An 18,045-nucleotide genomic window follows, 5' to 3' on the forward strand; every position below is an offset into this window, starting at 1 on the left:
CGAGTGGAGCGCCATGAACGACGAGCCCCGAGCCGTGCAGACCGAGCCGCGCCTGAAAGTCCTTTTCAGTGCCGAGCAGATTCACGCCCGCGTCCGCGAGATGGGTGTCGAACTCGCGCGCGACTATCAGGGCAGGCACCCGCTGTTCGTGGGCGTCCTCAAGGGCGCCTGCATGTTCCAGTGCGACCTGGCCCGGGCCACGCCGCTCGAGGACCTCGAGATGGACTTTCTCGCCGTGGCCTCGTACGGCCACGGCACCACCTCGAGCGGCACCGTGAAGCTGATCATGGACCTGCGCTCGGACATCCGGGATCGTCACGTCGTGCTGTGTGAAGGAGTCGTGGATTCCGGCCTGAGCGTCTCGTTCATCCTGGATCTGCTCAAATCCCGCGGTGCGGCCAGCATCAAAGTGGCGACGCTGATGGACAAGGCGCCCTGCCGGAAGGTTCCCGTGCCCGTCCACTACAAGGGCTGGACCATCGGTTCCGAGTTCGTGATCGGCTACGGCATGGACGCCGACGAAAAATATCGCAATCTGCCCTACGTGGGCGTGATCGAGGAGGCATGACGACGTGACGAGCTTCCGCAGGGACAGCGACGACGAAGGCCGCCGCCCCAACCGCGGCGGTTCGCGCGGGCCGCAGTCCACACCGCCCGCGGGACAGCCGTTCCGCACCATGGCGTTCTGGGGGCTGGTCATCCTGCTCGCCCTCGTCGCCTACAAGATGTACTCCGGCAACCTGCTCGCCACGCAGCGGGTGGACATCCCGTACACGGCGTTCATGCAGGAGCTGGGCAAGAGCAACGTCGAGAGCGCCAACTTCGCCGAGCAGACGCGCACGCTGACCGGCGAATTCAAGTCCAGCATCACGCAGAAGGTGGGCGGCCGCGACGTCACCGTGAAGTCGTTCAAGACGAACTTCCTCGGCGATGGCGCGACCCTCGCCGACAAGGTCGAGGCTTCGGGAGCCCGCGTGGCGGTCAACGCGCCCGGTGTGGACTGGCTGAACATGCTGTTCAGCTGGCTGCCGCTGGTGCTGTTCCTGGTCGCGTGGATGTTCGTGCTCCGCCAGATGCAGGGCGGCGGCTCGGCCGCGCTGCGCTTCGGCAAGAGCAAGGCGCGCGTGCTGCTCGACCAGCAGCCCAAGGTGACGTTCAAGGACGTCGCCGGCTGCGACGAAGCCAAGCAGGAGCTGCAGGAGATCATCGAGTTCCTCAAGGAGCCGCAGAAGTTCCAGCGGCTCGGCGGCCGGATTCCGAAGGGCGCCCTGCTGCTCGGGCCTCCGGGCTCGGGCAAGACGCTGCTCGCGCGCGCCGTCGCCGGCGAGGCGGGCGTGCCGTTCTTCTCGATGAGCGGCTCGGACTTCGTCGAGATGTTCGTCGGCGTCGGTGCTTCGGTGACGGGCGACACGCCAATCGTCGTGCGCCATGAAGGCCGGACGCAGCTCGTGCCCATCGGAGAGTTCGTGGACGCGTTCTATGAGGGCACCCAGGAAGGGCACCTCGTCCCGGTCCACGGGCTCGAGACGCTCGGCTTCGAGGAGCTCGAGTCGAAGTTCAAGGGCTCGTCCAAGACGTTCGTCCAGGGCAGCGCGTGGAAGCGCGCGGAGGCGGTGCTGCGCCATCGCGTGAACGAGATCTACGAAATCGAGTACCTGGGCGGGAGGATGCGCACCACCGGCGATCACAGCGTGTTCGTGCGGACGCGGGACGGCATCAAGGCCGTCGAGGCGCGCGAGCTGAAGGCGGGCGACGTGCTCGTCCAGCTGCCGCTCAAGGTCCGCGGAGAATTCCGCACCGGCCACCCCACCCCGCACTCGACGCGGACGCACGCCTTCGGCGATGCCGCACCGCGCTGGCTCGACGTACGCGAGGACGTGTCGGTCGAAGAGGCCCGCTACGAGCTGGCGCTGGCGAGTGCCGGCGTCGAGAGCCAGACGAGCGTCGCTTCAGCGCTCGGCGTCTCCCAGATGACGGTCAGCAACTGGCAGCGCGGGGTGCACGTGCCGCGCGCGCTGGCCGGCGTGGCTCGCGAGCTGCCGGATCGCGTCGAAGTGACGCCGGCGCTCCTCAAGCTCCTCGGGTTCTACACGGCCGAGGGCAGGGACAACGGCTGCGTCGAATTCACCTTCGGCTCTCACGAGAGCGACCTGCACTCCGAGGTGGCCGGCCTGCTCAAGTCCATCTTCGGCGTCGAGGCCAGGCTCGTCGCGTCGCCCGACAACAGCACGAGGATCATCGTGCACTCGGCCACGCTCGGGCGCTTCTTCTCCCGTCTGTGCGGCACCGGCACCCACGGGAAGCACGTGCCCGAGATGCTCTGGGACCTCCCTGTCGCGCACTTCGAGGCGTACCTCACCGGCTGGGCCCTGGGGGACGGATACGTCTCGAGGCAGGGCAAGCTCTCGATTACGTCGGTGAGCCGCCAACTCGTCCGCGAAATGACGTGGTTGTGCGCGATGCATGGAATTCCGACCGGCGTGCGCGAGCTGCGCATGGCGGAGGGCCGCATCGTCAAGTCGAAGCCGCTGCCCGCCACCACCGCGTGGAACCTGATCATCGGCAGGACCAGCCACTGGCTGGTGCGCGACCGCGCGCGCCAGGGCAAGCGCGCAATCGTGCACCGCGTGACGAAGCAGCCGTTCGACGGCTACGTTTACGACCTGTGCGGTTGCGACAACGAAGCGTTCTTCGGCGGCGAGAAGCCGGTGCTGCTGCACAACAGCCGCGTGCGCGACCTCTTCGAGCAGGCGAAGCGCAACGCGCCCTGCATCGTGTTCGTGGACGAGATCGACGCCGTCGGCCGGCACCGCGGCGCGGGCCTGGGCGGCGGACACGACGAGCGCGAGCAGACGCTGAACCAGCTGCTCGTCGAGATGGACGGCTTCGAGTCGAACGAGGGCGTCATCATGGTCGCGGCCACGAACCGGCCCGACGTGCTCGACCCGGCGCTGCTGCGCCCGGGGCGCTTCGACCGGCAGATCGTCGTGGACTGGCCGGACGTGCGCGGCCGCGAGGGCATCCTCAAGGTGCACACGCGCAAGATTCCGCTCGCCGAGGACGTGGATCTCAAGTCTATCGCGCGCTCGACCCCCGGCATGGCCGGCGCCGAGCTGGCGAACATCGTCAACGAGGCGGCCCTGCTCGCGGCGCGGCGCAACCACAAGAAGGTCAGCGACCGCGACTTCGAGGACGCCAAGGACAAGGTGATGATGGGCGCCGAACGCCGCAGCCTGGTGATGACCGAGCAGGAGCGCAAGACCACCGCGTACCACGAAGCCGGGCACGCGCTGGTCGCCTGGCTGCTGCCGGGCAGCGACCCGGTCACGAAGGTGACGATCATTCCGCGTGGCCGCGCGCTGGGGGTGACGTTCTACACGCCGCAGGAGGAACGCCACAACCACTCGAAGAAGCAGCTCGAGGACCGGCTCTGCCACGCCATGGGCGGCCGCGCCGCCGAGCGGCTCGTCTTCGAGCACCTCACGACGGGCGCCGCGAACGACCTTGAGCAGGCCACGAACATCGCCCGCAGCATGGTCACGCGCTTCGGCATGAGCGACAAGCTCGGACCGCTCACCTTCGGCAAGAAGGACGAGATGATCTTCCTCGGCCGCGAGCTGAGCACCCACAAGGACTACAGCGAGCAGACCGCGGTGCTGATTGACCAGGAAGTTCGCGAGATCGTCGAGAAGGCCGACCAGATGGCGCTCAAGCTGCTTCGCGAGAACCTCGACAAGCTGCACCTGCTCGCCAACACCCTGCTCGAGCGCGAGACGCTCGACGGCGACGAGATGGACCGGGTGCTGCGCGGCGAGAAGCTCGAACCCCTGCCGCGCAACGACGGTGGCCCGAGCGCCGAGGCCCCGATCGAAACGCCCGCTCCGGCCAGCGGCGACGGCGGGCAACAGCTGGACGCCTTCGGCGGACCCGCGGCGAATCCGGCAGGCGCCTGACACGAACGCGGCAATCGCGGGGCCCGGCGGGGAGAATCCGCCGGGCCCCGTGTTCATGACCGGACCGCGATCAATACTTGTCGGTCGCGTTGCAACTTTTCGTCCCGCCGGCGCGTCAATACTGGCGTCACCCGCCCGCGGGCGGGTGACCCCGCTGAATCCAAGGCCAGCGGAGGCTTCCAGGCAAGCGGGCCGGAAGGCAGAGCCGGCCCGGCGACAAGGCAGACGGCGTCCGACTACCTCCCGGGCGCCGTTTCGCATTTCATGCCGGCGACGGTTCGCGCGCGGGCCGGAATCCCAACCGCCGTCTGAATGCGTGGCGCCCGATGCCGCGACGTCGCGCCGACGGCCCGCGAGTCCTGTCGCCCTCGCGCCGGACCTTCGCGCGAACTCGTGGCGACGCGCGCGCCCGTGAATTCCGACATGGCGCACGACGCACATTCAGGGCCTCACCGCGCAAGATTGTCCTCGCGGCCGCGAGTGCGCGCCGATAGAGTCCGCGAAGTTCGTCCGCCGCGGGTCCCCCGACGCCGCATTCGCGTCCCGCCCGAGATCCCTTCCCCCGGGATTGGGGAGCACCGCATGGCGTACGCCGGCCGGGAGCGGCGAAAGCAGGCTTCGCCGGAGCCCCGGCGTTCGTTCGGAGCGCTGGCCACCGAGGCGATCCGCACGCGCATCCGCGAGACACGCGCGCATGACGCGCACTGGGCCACGACGAGCAATCTCGTCTGGGTGCGCTGGTCGCCCGAGGAGGGCGGCATCCGCTATTGCGCGCTGCGCCGCAGCCAGGACTACCTGACCGGCGAACTGGGCTGCTCGCCCGTTCCGGTCGAGCTCGAGGACCTGCCGCTCATCGAGTCGTTGCACCAGGCGATGCCGGCTGGCTGCCGGATCCGGCTCGGCCACGTCCTGCACGGGCACGACCGCTGGTGGTCGGCGGGGGGCAGCGAGACCTCGCTGGTCTGGCGGCTCGACTGGCTCGCGAACCACCTCCGGCTCCGCCTCATGGCGTTCATCGCCGCGGCCATGCCGCCGCGCTGACGGCGGCCACGCGCAGGGCCGGGCGCCTCAGCGCCCGGGAGCCGGCGCCGGCGTGATCACCAGGCTCAGTCGCTCGCCGCCGCGCAGCACCTCGAGTTCCGTCGGCCCGCCGATGCGTCCGGCGGTGAGCAGCCGGTGCAGGTCGTCCACACCCGCCACGGGTTCGTTCGCGAGCCCGATGACGATGTCGCCCTCGCGCAGCCCGACGCGTTCCGCGGGGCTGTCCTTCTCCACGGCCAGCACCAGCACGCCGGACTCGCACGCGAGATCGTGACGGCGCACCAGGTGCCGCCGCAGGCGCGCGTTCTGCCCGGCCACGCCGAGGAAGGCGCGCGTGACGCGGCCTTCGCGCATCAGGGTGCTCGCCACGAAGCGAGCGAGGTCGATCGCGATGGCGAAGCACAGCCCCTGCGCGGGCAGGATGGTCGCGGTGTTGACGCCGATCACCTCGCCGCGCGAGTTGACGAGCGGCCCGCCCGAGTTGCCCGGGTTGAGCGCCGCGTCGGTCTGCAGCACGTCGTCGATCAGGCGTCCCGACTGGGCGCGCAGCGAGCGGCCGAGCGCGCTCACGACACCCGCGGTGACCGAGCCGTGAAAGCCGAACGGGCTGCCGATGGCGATCGCCAGCTGGCCCACGCGCAGGTCCGCCGACCGGCCGAGCGTCGCGGGCGAGAGGCCGTCCGCCGCGATGCGGATGACCGCGAGGTCGGTGTCGGGGTCGTCGCCCGCGAGCGTCGCCGTCGCGTGTCGTCCGTCGGCCAGCGTGACCTCGAGCCGGCTCGCACCGCCCGCGACGTGGCTGTTCGTGACCGCGAAGCCGTCCGGCGTGATCACGAAGCCGGAGCCCGAGCCCTGCCGCTCCCTGCCGCGATGCGCATCAATGCGCAGCACGGACGGCGCGACGAGTTCGGCCGCGCCGGCGACAGCCTCCGAGTAGGCGTCGAGCAGCGCCGCGTCGGGTGGCGGCGAGGATCGCGGCGAAGGCGCGGAGAAGGCGTCGTCCTGCGAGAGCGGATGGAACGAGGGCATGGCGTCCTTTCGGAGGGTCGGCCCGTTCGCCGCGGGTTCGGGCGTTCACGGGCTTCCTTGGACGCGCGGGCGACGGATCGGATTCGCGCCGCTCCGGCGGGCGGCCGGACGCCGTGCAAAGGCCCGCCGGCGGCGGTCGGTTCCGGTGACGCCTCGCGGACGCCGGGCACAACGCGAAGGGCGGCAGGACCTGTCAGCCCGTGAACGTTTCGCCGCGTTCGGCCTTCGTCACGAGCAGCGCGCAGGGCTCGAACCGCCCGCCCTTGTCGGCGCGCAGCGCGCGCAGGCGCTCGACCACGCGCGGCAGGCCTGTGGCGTCCGCCCAGCGCAGCACGCCGCCCCGGAAGGGCGGGAAGCCGGCGCCATAGATCATCGCGACATCCACCGCGCCCGCATCGGCGACGATGCCTTCCTCGAGGCAGCGCGCGCCTTCGTTGGCCATCGAGAGCGCCATGCGCCCGGCGAGCGGCTCGAGGTCGCGCGGCCTGCGGGAGCCGCGCACGCCGAGCAGACCCGGGACGGCCGGGTCCGGCGTGCGCCGGCGGCCCTCGTGCCGGTAGAAGCCCCGGCCGTTCTTGCGCCCGAGCCGCCCTGCGGCGACCAGCGTCTCGAGCAGGGGCGCCGGTTGCATGCGCGCGGGAAACGCGGCCGAGAGCACGGCCGCGACCTTCTGCGCGACGTCGAGGCCGACTTCGTCCACCACCTCGAACGGTCCCATGGGCATGCCGAAGGCCCGCATGGCGGCATCCACGTCGGCGACCGCGAAGCCCTCCTCGAACAGGTGCATGGCCTCGCGCAGGTACGGCATCAGGATGCGGTTGACCACGAAGCCGGGCGAGTCGCGCACGACGATCGGCGTCTTGCCGAGCCGGCGCGCGAGCGCGACCGCGGTGACCAGCGCCGCGTCCGACGTGCGGCTGCCGCGCACCACCTCGACGAGGGGCATCTTGTGGACCGGGTTGAAGAAGTGAAAGCCCACGAAGCGCTCCGGGTGCCGCAGGCCGTCGGCGAGCGCGTCCACGCTCAGCGACGAGGTGTTCGTGGCGAGCAGGGCCTCCGGCCGCAGGCGCACCTCGAGCTCGCCGAACACCCGGCGCTTGACGTCGAGGTCCTCGACCACCGCCTCGATCGCGGCGTCGGCGTGCGTGAATCCCGACAGATCGAGCGTCGGCAGGACGCGCGCCATCTGCCCGTCCTTCTCGCGCGCCGGCGTGCGCCGCCGGCGGCCGCGCTCGTCCATCACCGCGCGCACCGTCTGCAGGCCCTTCTGCAGCGACTCCGGCCGCACGTCGCGCAGGCGGACCTCGATTCCGTGTCGGCTCGCGAGCTCGGCGATGCCGCCGCCCATCACGCCCGCGCCCGCGAGCGCGAGCCGCGCGACGGGCGCGGGCTCGAGACCCGCGTCGGCGACGACGCTCGCACGCCGGGCGGATTCCGAGAGCCGGAAGATGCGCACCAGGTTCTTGCACACGGCCCCGGTGACGAGGGGACCGATCGCCCCGGCTTCGAGCGCGAGCGACGCCTCGACCGTGGAGCCCGCGCCCCGCCGCAGCAGTTCGATCGCCTCGAGCGGCGCCGGGTAGTGACCGCCGGTCTTCGCCATCACGCCCGCGCGCGCCCGGCGCAGCACGAGCGCACGACCCGGAGCCGTCCCGTCGAGCACCCACGGCACGAAGCCCTTCGCCCGCCAGCGGTCGCGCCGGGCGGGACCCGGGCGCGCCGCGAGCAGGGCGATGCGCTGTTCGGCGGCCTCGATCAACCACGCGGCCGGAACCGACCGTGCGATCAGACCGAGCTTTTCCGCCCGCTTCGCATCCAGCGTGCGTCCCGTCAGGATCAGATCGCAGGCGGCCGAGAGCCCGATCAGCCGCGGCAGGCGCGTCGTTCCGCCGAACGCCGGGAAGATGCCCAGCATCGTCTCGGGCAGTCCGATCTGCGAGTGTTCCTCGGCGGCGACGCGCGAGTCGCAGGCGAGCGCGATCTCGAGCCCGCCCCCCAGGCATGCGCCGTCGATCGCCGCGACCGTGGGTGCGCGCAGCGCCGCGAGGCGCGAGAACGCGGAGTGCGCCCGCCGGACGAAGGCCGACGCCTCGGCCGGGTCGGTGATCGAGCCGATCGCGTCAAGATCCGCGCCGGCGATGAACGAGCCCGCCTTTCCGCTGCGAAGCACGACCCCGGAGAGGTCCGCGCGCGACTCCAGCTCGCCGAGCGCCGCCTCGAGCTCGCCGATCGCCGCGACGGTCAGGACGTTGAGCTTGCGCGCCGGGTCGTCGAAGACCAGGTGCGCGATGCCGCCCGGCCGCGCGTCCACCCGGATGACGCCGCTCACGCGCGCTCCAGGACGAACGCCGCGCCCTGCCCGCCGCCGACGCACATCGAGGCGAGTCCGAGCTTCGCGCCACGCCGCCGCATCTCGAGCAGCAGCGTCAGGAGGAGCCGCGCGCCGCTCGAGCCGACCGGATGGCCCAGCGCGATCGCGCCGCCGTTGACGTTGAGCCGCTCCTCCGGCACCTCGCCGAGCGCGCGGTCGCGGCCCAGCTCGCGCCTGGAGAACTCGTCGGACTTCATCGCCGCCAGGCAGGCGAGCACCTGGGCCGCGAACGCCTCGTTGATCTCGAACAGTTCCATGTCGGCCAGCGACAGCCCGGCCTTCTCGAGCGCCTTCGCCGAGGCGAAGACGGGACCCAGCCCCATGCGCTGCGGCTGCAGGCCCGCGAACGCGAACGACCGCACCCGGCCCAGCGGCGGCACCGGCCACGACTGCGCCGTCGCTTCGTCGCCGATCAGCAGCGCCACCGCCCCGTCGGTCACCTGGCAGGCGTTGCCGACCGTGACCGTGCCGTTGCGGCGGTCGAAGTAGGGCTTGAGCCTGGCGAGCGAGGCGAGCGTCTGCCCCTCGCGCGGCCCGACGTCGTCGCGCACCGGCTCGTACTTCGGGGCGGCGAAGACCGGAACGATCTCCTCGCGCAGCGCCTCGCGACCGGCGATCGCGCGCTGGTGGCTGCGCAGCGCATAGACGTCCTGCGCTTCGCGCCCGATGCGGAACTCGCGCGCCAGCACCTCGGCGGTCTGGCCCATGTTGAGCCCGCACACGAGATCGGTGAGGCCTTCGGCGAGCGCGATCGTCGGCTTCAGCATCGCCGGCCGGAAGCGGGCGAACTGCCCGAGCTTCTGCACCGGGGTCTTCGCGCGCATCAGCCCCTCGAGCCACTCGGCGTACTGCGGCGGGAAGTTCAGCGGGATGCGGGTCATGTTCTCCATGCCGCCGGCCATGACCAGCTTCGCGTCACCCGCGGCGATCCGGTAGAGCGCGCTCGCGACGGCCTCCATGCCGGAGGCGCAATTGCGGTGCACGGTGAACGCCGGCACGCGCTCCGGCACGCCGGCGCGCAGCGCGACGACGCGCGAGGAGTTCGCGGATTCGGCCGGCATGGCGCAGTTGCCGAGGATCACCTCGTCGAGCCGCGCCGGATCCAGCTCCGCGCGGGCGATGGCCTCGGCGACGGCCACGCGCCCGAGCTCGTAGGCGGGCACCCGGCGGAAAACGCCGCCCGCCTTCGCGAACGGCGTTCGCACCCCGCCCAGGATCCAGCCACTCGTCGCGTTCATGCCCGTCGTCCCTTCCGCCCGGCCGGATCTACCTGAGCTTCGCCAGCAGTTCCCTCGCCTCCGCCTGGTAGCGCGCGTCCAGCGCGCTGCTCGTGGGCGGCAACGACACGGCCTTCTCCAGCTCCCGCTTCGCATCGGCTTTTCGGCCGCGATCCTTGAGCAGCCGGCCGTATTCGAGACGGTGGTTGACGTAGTCGGGCTCGAGCGCGATCGCCTTCTGGAAGTCCTGCTCGGCCTGCTCGAAGGAAGCGCCCTTGGGAACGCCACCGAGAACCAGGTTCGCCGCCATGCGTTCGATCGCACTGAGGCCCGCGATCTTGAGGTTCCACATCGCCAGCACGTGCCAGGCACGCCCGACGTTGGGATCCAATTGCAGCGCGCGGTCCACTTCGGATTTGATCTCCCGCGAGAGCGCGAGCCGGGTCTTCGGCCCTTCGCTCAGCGCCTGCCGGCCGAGCGCCACCGCCAGCCAGACGTGGCCGCCCGCCGAGTCGGGCGCGGCCTTGATCGCCGCCCGGGCATGCTCGACGGACGCCGCGCGCGTGGCGCGCTGCTCGTCGCCCTTCTGCAGCTCGCCCAGCTCGGACTCGGCCCGCGACAGCCGGCAGAGCGCCGCGTAGCTGCCCGGCGCCTCCTGCAGGGCCGCGGCGTAAGCGGAACGCGCTTCGGGCAGGTGCGCGGCCGCGTACTGCTGGTCGCCCTCGGCGAGCAGTTCCTCGGCCGTCTTCGCTTCCACCGGCCGGATCGGGCCTGAAGCCACCAGCAGCAGCGCCGCGAGCGCCGCGAGCGGCGCGCGAAAGTCCGGACGCCGCGAGGTCGAGGTAGTCGAAAGGAGCATCGCCAGCACCTCCTGATCGGGCGGCGCGTCATGCGCCGGGCCGGGGCACCTTGCGACCCGGGTCCGTGCATTGTCAATCTGTGCTTGTCGCCCGCAGGAGAGCGGTGCTACCAATGGCGAACCCACGGCCCAGGGAAGGCCGATTCGCGAGGCGGGCAGGAGGACCACGTGCCGAAAACGCTCATCGGGATCTTCCTCGAAACCGCCGATCGGCTCGACAAGCCGGCGCAGTTCATGCGCAAGACGGCGTCGGGCTGGGAGTCCATCCCGGCGCGCAGGGCCGTGGCCGACATCGAGAGCCTGGCGCTGGGGCTCGCTTCGCTCGGAGTCGGGCGGGGCGACCGCGTCGCGCTGCTCTCCGAGAACCGCTACGAGTGGGCGGTGAGCGACCTGGCGATCCTCGGACTCGGAGCCGTGACGGTGCCGATCTACCCGACGCTCACCGCCCATCAGGTCCAGTACATTCTCGAGAACGCCGAGGCGAAGGTGTGCATCGTCTCGACCCCGGCGCAGTTCGACAAGGTGAACCATCTGGCCGCGTCGCTTCCCGCGCTGCAGGTCATCGTGCCCATGGAGCCCGTGCCGCCGGCGTCGGGCCGCGAGCGAGCGTTTTCGGACCTCGTCGCCGAAGGCGGCCGCAGGCGCGCCGCCGAACCCGGGGCTTTCCGCGCCTCCGCGGCCGCGATCCAGCCCGGCGACCTCGCGACCATCATCTACACTTCGGGCACGACCGGCGACCCCAAGGGCGCGATGCTGTCGCACAACAACATCGCGTCGAACGTCGAGGCGTGCCTGAAGGTCGTGGACCTGAATCCGTCGGACACGAGCCTGTGCTTCCTGCCGCTGTGCCACATCTTCGAGCGAATGGCCGGCCTGTACGCCATGCTCCAGGGCGGCGTCACCATCGCCTACGCGCAGAGCCTCGAGACCGTCGCCGCGGACGCGATGGAGGTGCACCCGACGGTCCTGACCGGCGTGCCGCGCTTCTACGAAAAGGTCTATGCGCGCGTCATGGAGAACGCCCTGGCCCAGCCTCCGCTGCGCAAGAACATCTTCTTCTGGGGATTGCGCACCGGAACCCGCGTCGCCCGCATGCGCTTCGCGGGCGGAAGGCCCTCCGGCCCGTTCGCGCTGCAGGCGCGGATCGCCGATCGGCTGGTGGGCGCCAAGGTGCGCGCCCGCGTGGGCGGGCGGCTGCGCATGTGCATCTCGGGCGGCGCTCCCCTCGGCGCCAAGATCATGGAGTTCTTCTTCGCGGTCGGCATCCCGATCATCGAAGGCTACGGGCTCACCGAAACCTCGCCGGTCATCTGCCTGAACCCGCCCGGGCGCGAGCGGCCGGCCTCCGTGGGGCCGGTGGTCCCGGGCGTCGAGCTCCGCATCGGCGAGGAAGGCGAGATCCTGACGCGCGGGCCGCACGTCATGCTGGGCTACTTCCGCAACGACGAAGCCACCCGCGCGGCGATCCGCGACGGCTGGTTCCACACCGGCGACGTCGGCCACCTCGACGCCGAGGGCTACCTGTACATCACCGACCGCCTCAAGGACCTGCTGGTGACGGCCGGCGGCAAGAAGGTCGCGCCGCAGCCGCTCGAGGGCCGGCTCAAGACGGTCAAGTGGATCACCGAAGCGGTCATGCTCGGCGACCGCCGCCCGTACTGCATCTGTCTGCTCGTGCCCAACTTCGCGGTGCTCGAGTCGGAAGCGAAGCTGCGTGGCTGGGCGTTCGCTTCGCGCCGCGAGTTGCTGGCGCGACCGGAAGTGCTCGCCGTCTACCAGCACGAGATCGACCAGGTGAACGCCGATCTCGCGCAGTTCGAGAGGATCAAGAAGTTCGCGCTTCTCGACCGCGACCTGAGCCAGGAGGCGGGCGAGCTGACGCCGACCCTCAAGGTCCGCCGCCGGATCGTCTCGCAGAAGTTCGCCGAGCTGATCGAATCCCTGTACGCGGGCGTCGCCTGAGCTTCGGGGCCCGCCCGCCGCACGAGCGCGTTTCCCGCAGTCCCCAACGGAAGGAAAGATCTTCATGAGACTCCACCGCATCGCGATCGCGGCCGCCCTCGCGGCGGTCTGCCTGGTCCCGGGCCTCGCGCGGGGCGCCGGCTACGGCATCTACGAGCAGGGCGCCGCCGCGCTCGGCATGGCCGGCGCCTACACGGCGTCCGTCCACGACGCCTCGGCCGCCTTCTACAACCCCGCGGCGCTCGTCCGCCTCGACGGCAGGGAGGCCTACTTCGGCGGCACCTGGCTCAACACCCACAACAGCTTCGCCGGCGTGGATCCCTACCCCGGCTTCGGGGTGAGCGAGGAAATGGAGACCGGCAACTTTTTCCCGCCGACGGTCTACTGGGCGAACCATTTCACGAAGAACTGGGCTTACGCCGTGGGCTTCAACGCGCCGTTCGGCCTCGGCATTTCGTGGAAGAACCCGTCCGAGTTCAGCGGGCGCGAGCGCGTGACCAAGGCGAGCCTCACGGGCCTGAACGCAGGCCTCAACCTCGCCTGGTCGGCGAACGACCGCCTGTCGTTCGGCGCGGGCTTCAACACGATGTTCGCCGGCGTCGAGCTCAACAGCATCCGCCGCGAGATCGTTCCCGGCGGGGGCGGCGCGCAGGTGAACGTCGCCGACGTGAAGCTCAAGGCCAGCAACCAGCCCGGGTACGGCTGGAACCTCTCGTCGCTGTGGATTCCGGACGACGACTGGCGCTTCGGGTTCTCGTACCGCAGCCAGGTGGACGTGAAGATCAAGAAGGGCGAGGCGACCTTCAAACAGATCCTGTCGGGCAACCCGGCGTTCGACGCCGCGGTCGCGGCCGGACTTCCGGGCGACCAGAACGACGTGCACACGACGCTGCACTTCCCGGCGCTCTGGGCGGTGGGCGCGGCGTGGCATCCGACGAAGGACTGGACTTGGGAGGCGGACTTCAACTGGACGCAGTGGTCGGCGTTCGACTCGCTGGTGATCCAGTTCCCCTCGCAGAGCGCCCTCGACACCTCCGTGCCCGAGGAATACAACGACCAGTTCCGCGTGTCCGTCGGCGCCGAACACCAGCTCGCGACGTTCGCCTACCGGTTCGGCTACTACTTCGATCAGGCGGCCGCGCCGACCGAGTCGGTGACGCCGCTGCTGCCGGACGCCAACCGCCACGGCGTCACGGTCGGCTACAGCCGCAAGCTCGGAACCGCGAAACAGTGGACCCTGGACTGGTACTACCTCGCCCTGTTCTTCGAGAAGCGCAGCACCGAAGGCCAGGAGCGTGACGGCTTCAACGGAACCTACAAGGCGTTCGCCAACGCCACGGGCCTCAGCCTCGCCTACCGCTGGTGAACCGGAGGAATGACCCCATGAAGAACACGCTCCGCATCCTTCCGGTCCTCGCGGTCGCGGCACTGATCGCCGGCTGCGAAGGGCCCTGCCAGAAGATCGACACCATCAGCGGCCCGACGCTGACGGCCGGCTCGGCCGACTTCTCGGTCATCGCCGCCATGGGCACGAGCATCTCGGCCGGCTACCAGTCGGGCGGCGTGGTGAACCGCCACCAGATGCGCGCCTTCCCCGCCCTGTTCGCCGCCCAGACGGGCCACAGCGTGCTGTCCGACGGCACCGGCGATTTCAGCTTCGACGCCATCAACAACGACGGCATCCCGACGCTGCTCGAAATCAAGTCGCTCTCGCCGCTCATCATCAGCAACGCCGGCCGCACCTCCGGGGCTCCGCTCAACATGTCGCAGGGCACCGACTACCACAGCCTCGCGATCCCGGGGCAGCTGGCGCTGGACGTGGTGGACAGCACCTACTACGGCTTCGGGCCCACCGCCGTCCATTCCGACGTCACGTTCTTCAACATCGTGTACCGGCACCGCGGCCTCGGCGTCCTGCAGCTCGTGCGTCGCGCGCCGACCTTCCTCAGCTACGAGTTCGGAGCCAACGAGGTGCTGGGCACGGCCACCGCCGGCGCCGCCCCGTCGCTGACCCTGCTGGGCTCGTTCACGCCCTCGGTGCTGGGCGCGCTCGCCACCATCCACGCGATGCTGCCGAACGCGAAGGTCGCGATCACCAACGTGCCTGACGTGACGGCCATTCCGTTCTTCACCACGTTCGCCCCCGCCACGATCGACCTGGGGACCGGCACGCCGGTGGCGCTGATCGGTCCCGACGGCTCCCTGAGCCCCACCGACCTCGTCACACTCAAGGCCGGCGACTCGCTCGCCATTGGCACCGGCTTCCCGGTCGGCTCGTACAACTATCTGAACCCGGCCGCTCCCGGGAACGGCCGTCCGCTGGCGGACTACCAGGTGCTCAACGACGCCGAACGCACCGCGACCAGCAACGCCGTGCTGGCGATGAACGCGTCGCTCGATTCGATCGTCGCCAACCGGCCGTGGACGGTGAAGGTGGACCTGAACGGGCTGCTCGCCGACATCGCCGCGAACGGTTACAAGATCGGCGCGACCACCTACACGGCGGACTTCGTGACCGGCGGACTCTTCAGCCTCGACGGAGTCCACCCCAACGATCTCGCGCACGCGCTCATCTGCAACGCGATGATCGACGCCGTCAACGCGGGATGGGGATCCACGATTCCGCGTCTGAACGCCGCCAAGTACGCCACGCTCACGTCGTCGGCGGTGCGGCCCGCCTCCGGCGAGGACGCGCTGCGCGGCATGCGCCTCGAAGGACTCGGCACCGGGCTCGACATGCTGTTCCCGCGCCGGCCCTGACGAACCGTCTTCACGCGCGAGGGGGGCGAAGCCGTGAGGCTTCGTCCCCCTCGCGTTTCGCCGCTCGGGCCGCTCACTTGTGCGCGGGAACCGCCAGCAGCGAGGCGATGCGCTTGAACCAGGCCGCGAGCCGGTCGAAGTAGCCGGGCGTCAGCTCGGCGCCGTCGTGGCCCGCGGCGGGAATCGTCCAGGTGTCGATGATGGACAGGCTGCGCATCGCGATCCGCCGGGTCGTCGCGGGCGGCGTCGCGGCGTCCTTGCCGGCGAGCACGATCAGCAGCGGCACGCGCAGCGCGGGCACCGACGAGATGGGCTCGTCGCGCGGGTCCACGGCCAGCCGGTGCATCCGCGAGACACCCGGGATCTGGGCGGTGCCGTTGGCCTCGACCTGTTCGAGCGAGGTGCGGAACAGGCCCTCGATCGCGATCGCGTCCACCGCCTTCCAGTCGCGGGCGGCGGCCGCGGCGGCCACGGCCGAGCCGACGTCCTGGCCCCAGGCGAACACGGGCCGTCCGCCGGAGCGCGCCTTCGCGAAGCGCAGCGCGCCCACGGCGTCCTGCACCCAGCGCGAGGCGAAGACCAGGTTGGCCAGCGAGTCGGTGGCGCCCGGGCCGCCGGGACCGAAGTCGCGATAGTCGAAGGTCATCACGCTGAAGCCGCGACGGGAGAGCTCGCGCACCGACGGCAGCAGGTCGGCCATCGTTCCGCGCCCGCGCGGGCAGCAGACCACGACCGGGGCGCCGGCGGGGCCGTCGAACCACCAGCCCGAAAGCGTCACGCTGTCGGCGGCGGAGGTGAAGGTGACCGTCTCGAAGGGCAGTCCCGTTCGCGCGGGGTCCAGCGCGTGCGCGCGCCCGGGGGTGACGGCCGCGGCCGGGCAGACCGAGAACAGAAGGGCGACGAGCACGAGGATCGGGACGCGTTTCACGCGACGTTCAGCCGATCCCACAGCTCCTCTCGGACCAGCGCCGGCGGAATCGTTCCGCTGGCGAGCAGCGCGCCGTGGAAGTCGTGCAGGTCGAACAGCGGGCCCATCCGCCGGCGCGCCTCGTTCAGCAGCTCGACGATGGCCAGCTTGCCGAGCAGGTAGCTGAGCGGCTCGGTCGGAGTCATCACGTAACGGTCCACCTCGCTCGCGGCCGTCTCTGGGTCCAGCATCACGTCGTCCACCAGGATCGCGACCGCCTCCTCGTAGGTCATGCGGCCGGCATGCAGCGCGGCGTCAATGGCGACCCGGTGCGCCCGCCACAGCGTCGTGCGCAGCTGGAACAGCCGGGACAGCGGGTCGGAGGTGAAGAACCCCTGTTCCCACATGAGGTCCTCGCAGTACAGGGCCCAGCCCTCCGAGAACACCTCGCTGTGGCAGATGCGGCGCAGGCGCGTCGGCGCCTGATTCGCGTGACACTGCTGCAGGTGATGTCCGGGGTAGCCTTCGTGCAGGGCGAGTATCGGCAGCATCGGCGAGCAGTGACCCGCGAGCTGCCGCGCCTGCTCCTCCTTGCCGCGGCGCAGATCAATCGGCGTGACATGGAAGAAGCCCGTCTGGTCCGCGTCGAACGGGGCGGGCGGCTGATAGCTGGAGTACGGCGTCATCGCCCGCTCGAACACCGGCGTGTCCACGACTTCGAGCCGGGCGCCCACCGGAACGGGCGCGATGCGGCGGTCCACCACGAATTGCCGCGCCCGCTCCATCTCGGCGACATACGCCTCGCGCAGCCAGTTCGGCTCGGGCGCCCGCGCCATGCCTTCGCGGACGAGCTCGCGCCAGGTCTGTCGGGGGTCCAGCCGGCTGGCCTCCTCCTCGAGCAGCACCAGCGTGTGGGCGACGTGCTCGCGGCCGAGTTTCTCCAGCTCGGCGCAGGTGTAGGGCAGCAGGTGTTCGCGCTCGAGCTTGTAGTTCATCCAGCGCTCGCCGACCGCGAAGGAGCCCTCCGCCTTCGGCTTCAGTTCCTTCTCGAGGTGGTCGTGAAAGCGCAGGAAACCGGTGCGCGCGCGGCTGCCGGCGTGCTCGAGGCGTTCCGCCTCCCCCGGAAAGTGTCGCAGCAGCTGGCGCACGACGTCGTCCACGAAGCCGGGGCCCTGCGCCGCCATCTGCAGGGCGATGCGCAGCGTCACCGGCGGCACGCGATCGAGGTTGGCTTTCGTGGACTCGAGGTATTCGGGAATCGCCATCAGGCGCGAGACGGCCGCTTCCTTGCGCTCGTCGAGCGGCGCGAAGGAGCGCGACAGGAGCAGGTGCACGCCCTGGAACGCGCGCATCAGGTAGATCGCGGGCCGCTTCTGCGCCGCCTTTATTTCCTCGAGGTCGGAGCGCAGGGCCGAGATCCGCGAGCGCAGCAGCGCGTAGTCCACGCGCGACTCGAGCGTCAGCTCGTCCCACGGCACCGAGGCGGCCAGGCGCTGCTCGAGGTCGCGCAGCCACGCCGATCGCTCCTTCAGGCCGTCCGGCGAGTCGTCCGGCATGAGGTGGTCGTAGTCGTGGATGCCCGCGTGCGTCGCGGCCACGGGATGGTGCTTCATGAAGAGTTCGACGAACTCCTCACTCAGCGAGGTGAAGACGCGCTGGGTCTCGATCATGGATTTCCCTATCCGTGCGATGCCGCCGGGCCTCCGCGCCTGACCCGGGCCCAATCGGCCCGAAGCGCGGAGGCCCGCGTTACTTATCGGCGAATCGCGGACGGAGCTTCAGGTTCTCGTGGCGGCGGCCATCTCCTAGCCCGACCTAGTCATGAGCCCATGGCCTGCAAGTGCCGGCTGCCCGCGAATCGCTGCGTCGCAGGGCTGGCCAGCTTCCTCGACGTGTCACCGACACGACTGCGTCGCTGGCCAGCCCTGCTCCTTGCGCTTCACGGG

At 70.6% G+C, this 18,045-nt stretch carries 12 protein-coding genes and 1 pseudogene; 7 read left to right on the plus strand and 6 right to left on the minus strand.

Annotated elements, in window-relative coordinates; translation table 11 throughout:
* Positions 1-13 precede the first annotated feature (13 nt).
* The 4 genes and pseudogenes from hpt to IT347_07775 all read left to right on the plus strand — a co-directional run bounded on the left by hpt (position 14) and on the right by IT347_07775 (position 4,994).
* Positions 14-568, plus strand: a complete 555-nt coding sequence (gene hpt, locus IT347_07760; protein MCC6349470.1) for a hypoxanthine phosphoribosyltransferase — start codon at positions 14-16, stop codon at positions 566-568.
* Positions 569-725: 157 nt separating this feature from the next.
* Positions 726-1,397, plus strand: a pseudogene (locus IT347_07765) (AAA family ATPase).
* Positions 1,374-3,953, plus strand: a complete 2,580-nt coding sequence (gene ftsH / locus IT347_07770) for an ATP-dependent zinc metalloprotease FtsH (protein ID MCC6349471.1) — start codon at positions 1,374-1,376, stop codon at positions 3,951-3,953. Before IT347_07765 ends, ftsH begins: the two are co-directional and overlap by 24 nt.
* A 582-nt stretch (positions 3,954-4,535) precedes the next feature.
* The gene (locus IT347_07775; GenBank protein MCC6349472.1) at positions 4,536-4,994 is read left to right on the plus strand and encodes a hypothetical protein; all 459 of its coding nucleotides are present in this window, start codon (positions 4,536-4,538) and stop codon (positions 4,992-4,994) included.
* Between the two features lie 27 nt (positions 4,995-5,021).
* Here the strand turns inward: IT347_07775 and IT347_07780 are convergent, their stop codons facing one another.
* From IT347_07780 to IT347_07795, 4 genes are all read right to left on the minus strand, one after another.
* The gene (locus IT347_07780) at positions 5,022-6,023 is read right to left on the minus strand and encodes a trypsin-like peptidase domain-containing protein (protein ID MCC6349473.1); all 1,002 of its coding nucleotides are present in this window, start codon (positions 6,021-6,023) and stop codon (positions 5,022-5,024) included.
* A 193-nt stretch (positions 6,024-6,216) separates the two neighbouring features.
* Complete coding sequence (locus IT347_07785) at positions 6,217-8,352, minus strand: enoyl-CoA hydratase/isomerase family protein (protein MCC6349474.1); 2,136 nt, start codon at positions 8,350-8,352, stop codon at positions 6,217-6,219.
* On the minus strand, positions 8,349-9,632 hold the full coding sequence (locus IT347_07790; GenBank protein MCC6349475.1) for an acetyl-CoA C-acyltransferase: 1,284 nt from the start codon (positions 9,630-9,632) through the stop codon (positions 8,349-8,351). The genes IT347_07785 and IT347_07790 overlap by 4 nt, the downstream gene beginning before the upstream one ends.
* 28 nt (positions 9,633-9,660) lie before the next feature.
* Positions 9,661-10,470, minus strand: a complete 810-nt coding sequence (locus IT347_07795) for a hypothetical protein (protein MCC6349476.1) — start codon at positions 10,468-10,470, stop codon at positions 9,661-9,663.
* Positions 10,471-10,638: 168 nt separating this feature from the next.
* Between IT347_07795 and IT347_07800 the strand changes: the two genes are divergently transcribed.
* The 3 genes from IT347_07800 (at position 10,639) to IT347_07810 (ending at position 15,192) form a co-directional block, all read left to right on the plus strand.
* Entirely contained in the window at positions 10,639-12,432 is a 1,794-nt protein-coding gene (locus IT347_07800; GenBank protein ID MCC6349477.1) for a long-chain fatty acid--CoA ligase, read from the plus strand.
* Between the two features lie 64 nt (positions 12,433-12,496).
* Positions 12,497-13,798 carry an outer membrane protein transport protein gene (locus tag IT347_07805; GenBank protein ID MCC6349478.1) on the plus strand — a complete coding sequence of 434 codons (1,302 nt, stop codon included), beginning with the start codon at positions 12,497-12,499 and terminating at the stop codon, positions 13,796-13,798.
* A 17-nt stretch (positions 13,799-13,815) separates the two neighbouring features.
* Entirely contained in the window at positions 13,816-15,192 is a 1,377-nt protein-coding gene (locus tag IT347_07810; GenBank protein ID MCC6349479.1) for a hypothetical protein, read from the plus strand.
* A gap of 73 nt (positions 15,193-15,265) precedes the next feature.
* On the opposite strand, the gene IT347_07815 is transcribed toward IT347_07810, so the two are convergent.
* Together IT347_07815 and IT347_07820 are read right to left on the minus strand one after the other, a co-directional pair.
* A complete protein-coding gene (locus tag IT347_07815; protein MCC6349480.1) occupies positions 15,266-16,120 on the minus strand; it encodes an alpha/beta hydrolase in 855 nt (284 codons plus the stop codon).
* Positions 16,117-17,769: a DUF885 domain-containing protein gene (locus tag IT347_07820; GenBank protein ID MCC6349481.1), complete on the minus strand. Its 1,653-nt coding sequence runs from the start codon at positions 17,767-17,769 to the stop codon at positions 16,117-16,119. The genes IT347_07815 and IT347_07820 overlap by 4 nt, the downstream gene beginning before the upstream one ends.
* Between the last annotated feature and the right edge of the window lie 276 nt (positions 17,770-18,045).

The sequence above is a fragment of the Candidatus Eisenbacteria bacterium genome (assembly GCA_020847735.1).
Classification (GTDB): Bacteria; Eisenbacteria; RBG-16-71-46; order RBG-16-71-46; family RBG-16-71-46; genus CAIXRL01.

Coding starts and splice junctions, on each gene's coding strand:
- hpt (MCC6349470.1), top strand. CDS start 14: ATGAACGACGAGCCCCGAGCCGTGCAGACCGAGCCGCGCCTGAAAGTC.
- ftsH (MCC6349471.1), top strand. CDS start 1,374: ATGTTCGTCGGCGTCGGTGCTTCGGTGACGGGCGACACGCCAATCGTC.
- IT347_07775 (MCC6349472.1), top strand. CDS start 4,536: ATGGCGTACGCCGGCCGGGAGCGGCGAAAGCAGGCTTCGCCGGAGCCC.
- IT347_07780 (MCC6349473.1), bottom strand. CDS start 6,023: ATGCCCTCGTTCCATCCGCTCTCGCAGGACGACGCCTTCTCCGCGCCT.
- IT347_07790 (MCC6349475.1), bottom strand. CDS start 9,632: ATGAACGCGACGAGTGGCTGGATCCTGGGCGGGGTGCGAACGCCGTTC.
- IT347_07795 (MCC6349476.1), bottom strand. CDS start 10,470: ATGCTCCTTTCGACTACCTCGACCTCGCGGCGTCCGGACTTTCGCGCG.
- IT347_07805 (MCC6349478.1), top strand. CDS start 12,497: ATGAGACTCCACCGCATCGCGATCGCGGCCGCCCTCGCGGCGGTCTGC.
- IT347_07810 (MCC6349479.1), top strand. CDS start 13,816: ATGAAGAACACGCTCCGCATCCTTCCGGTCCTCGCGGTCGCGGCACTG.
- IT347_07820 (MCC6349481.1), bottom strand. CDS start 17,769: ATGATCGAGACCCAGCGCGTCTTCACCTCGCTGAGTGAGGAGTTCGTC.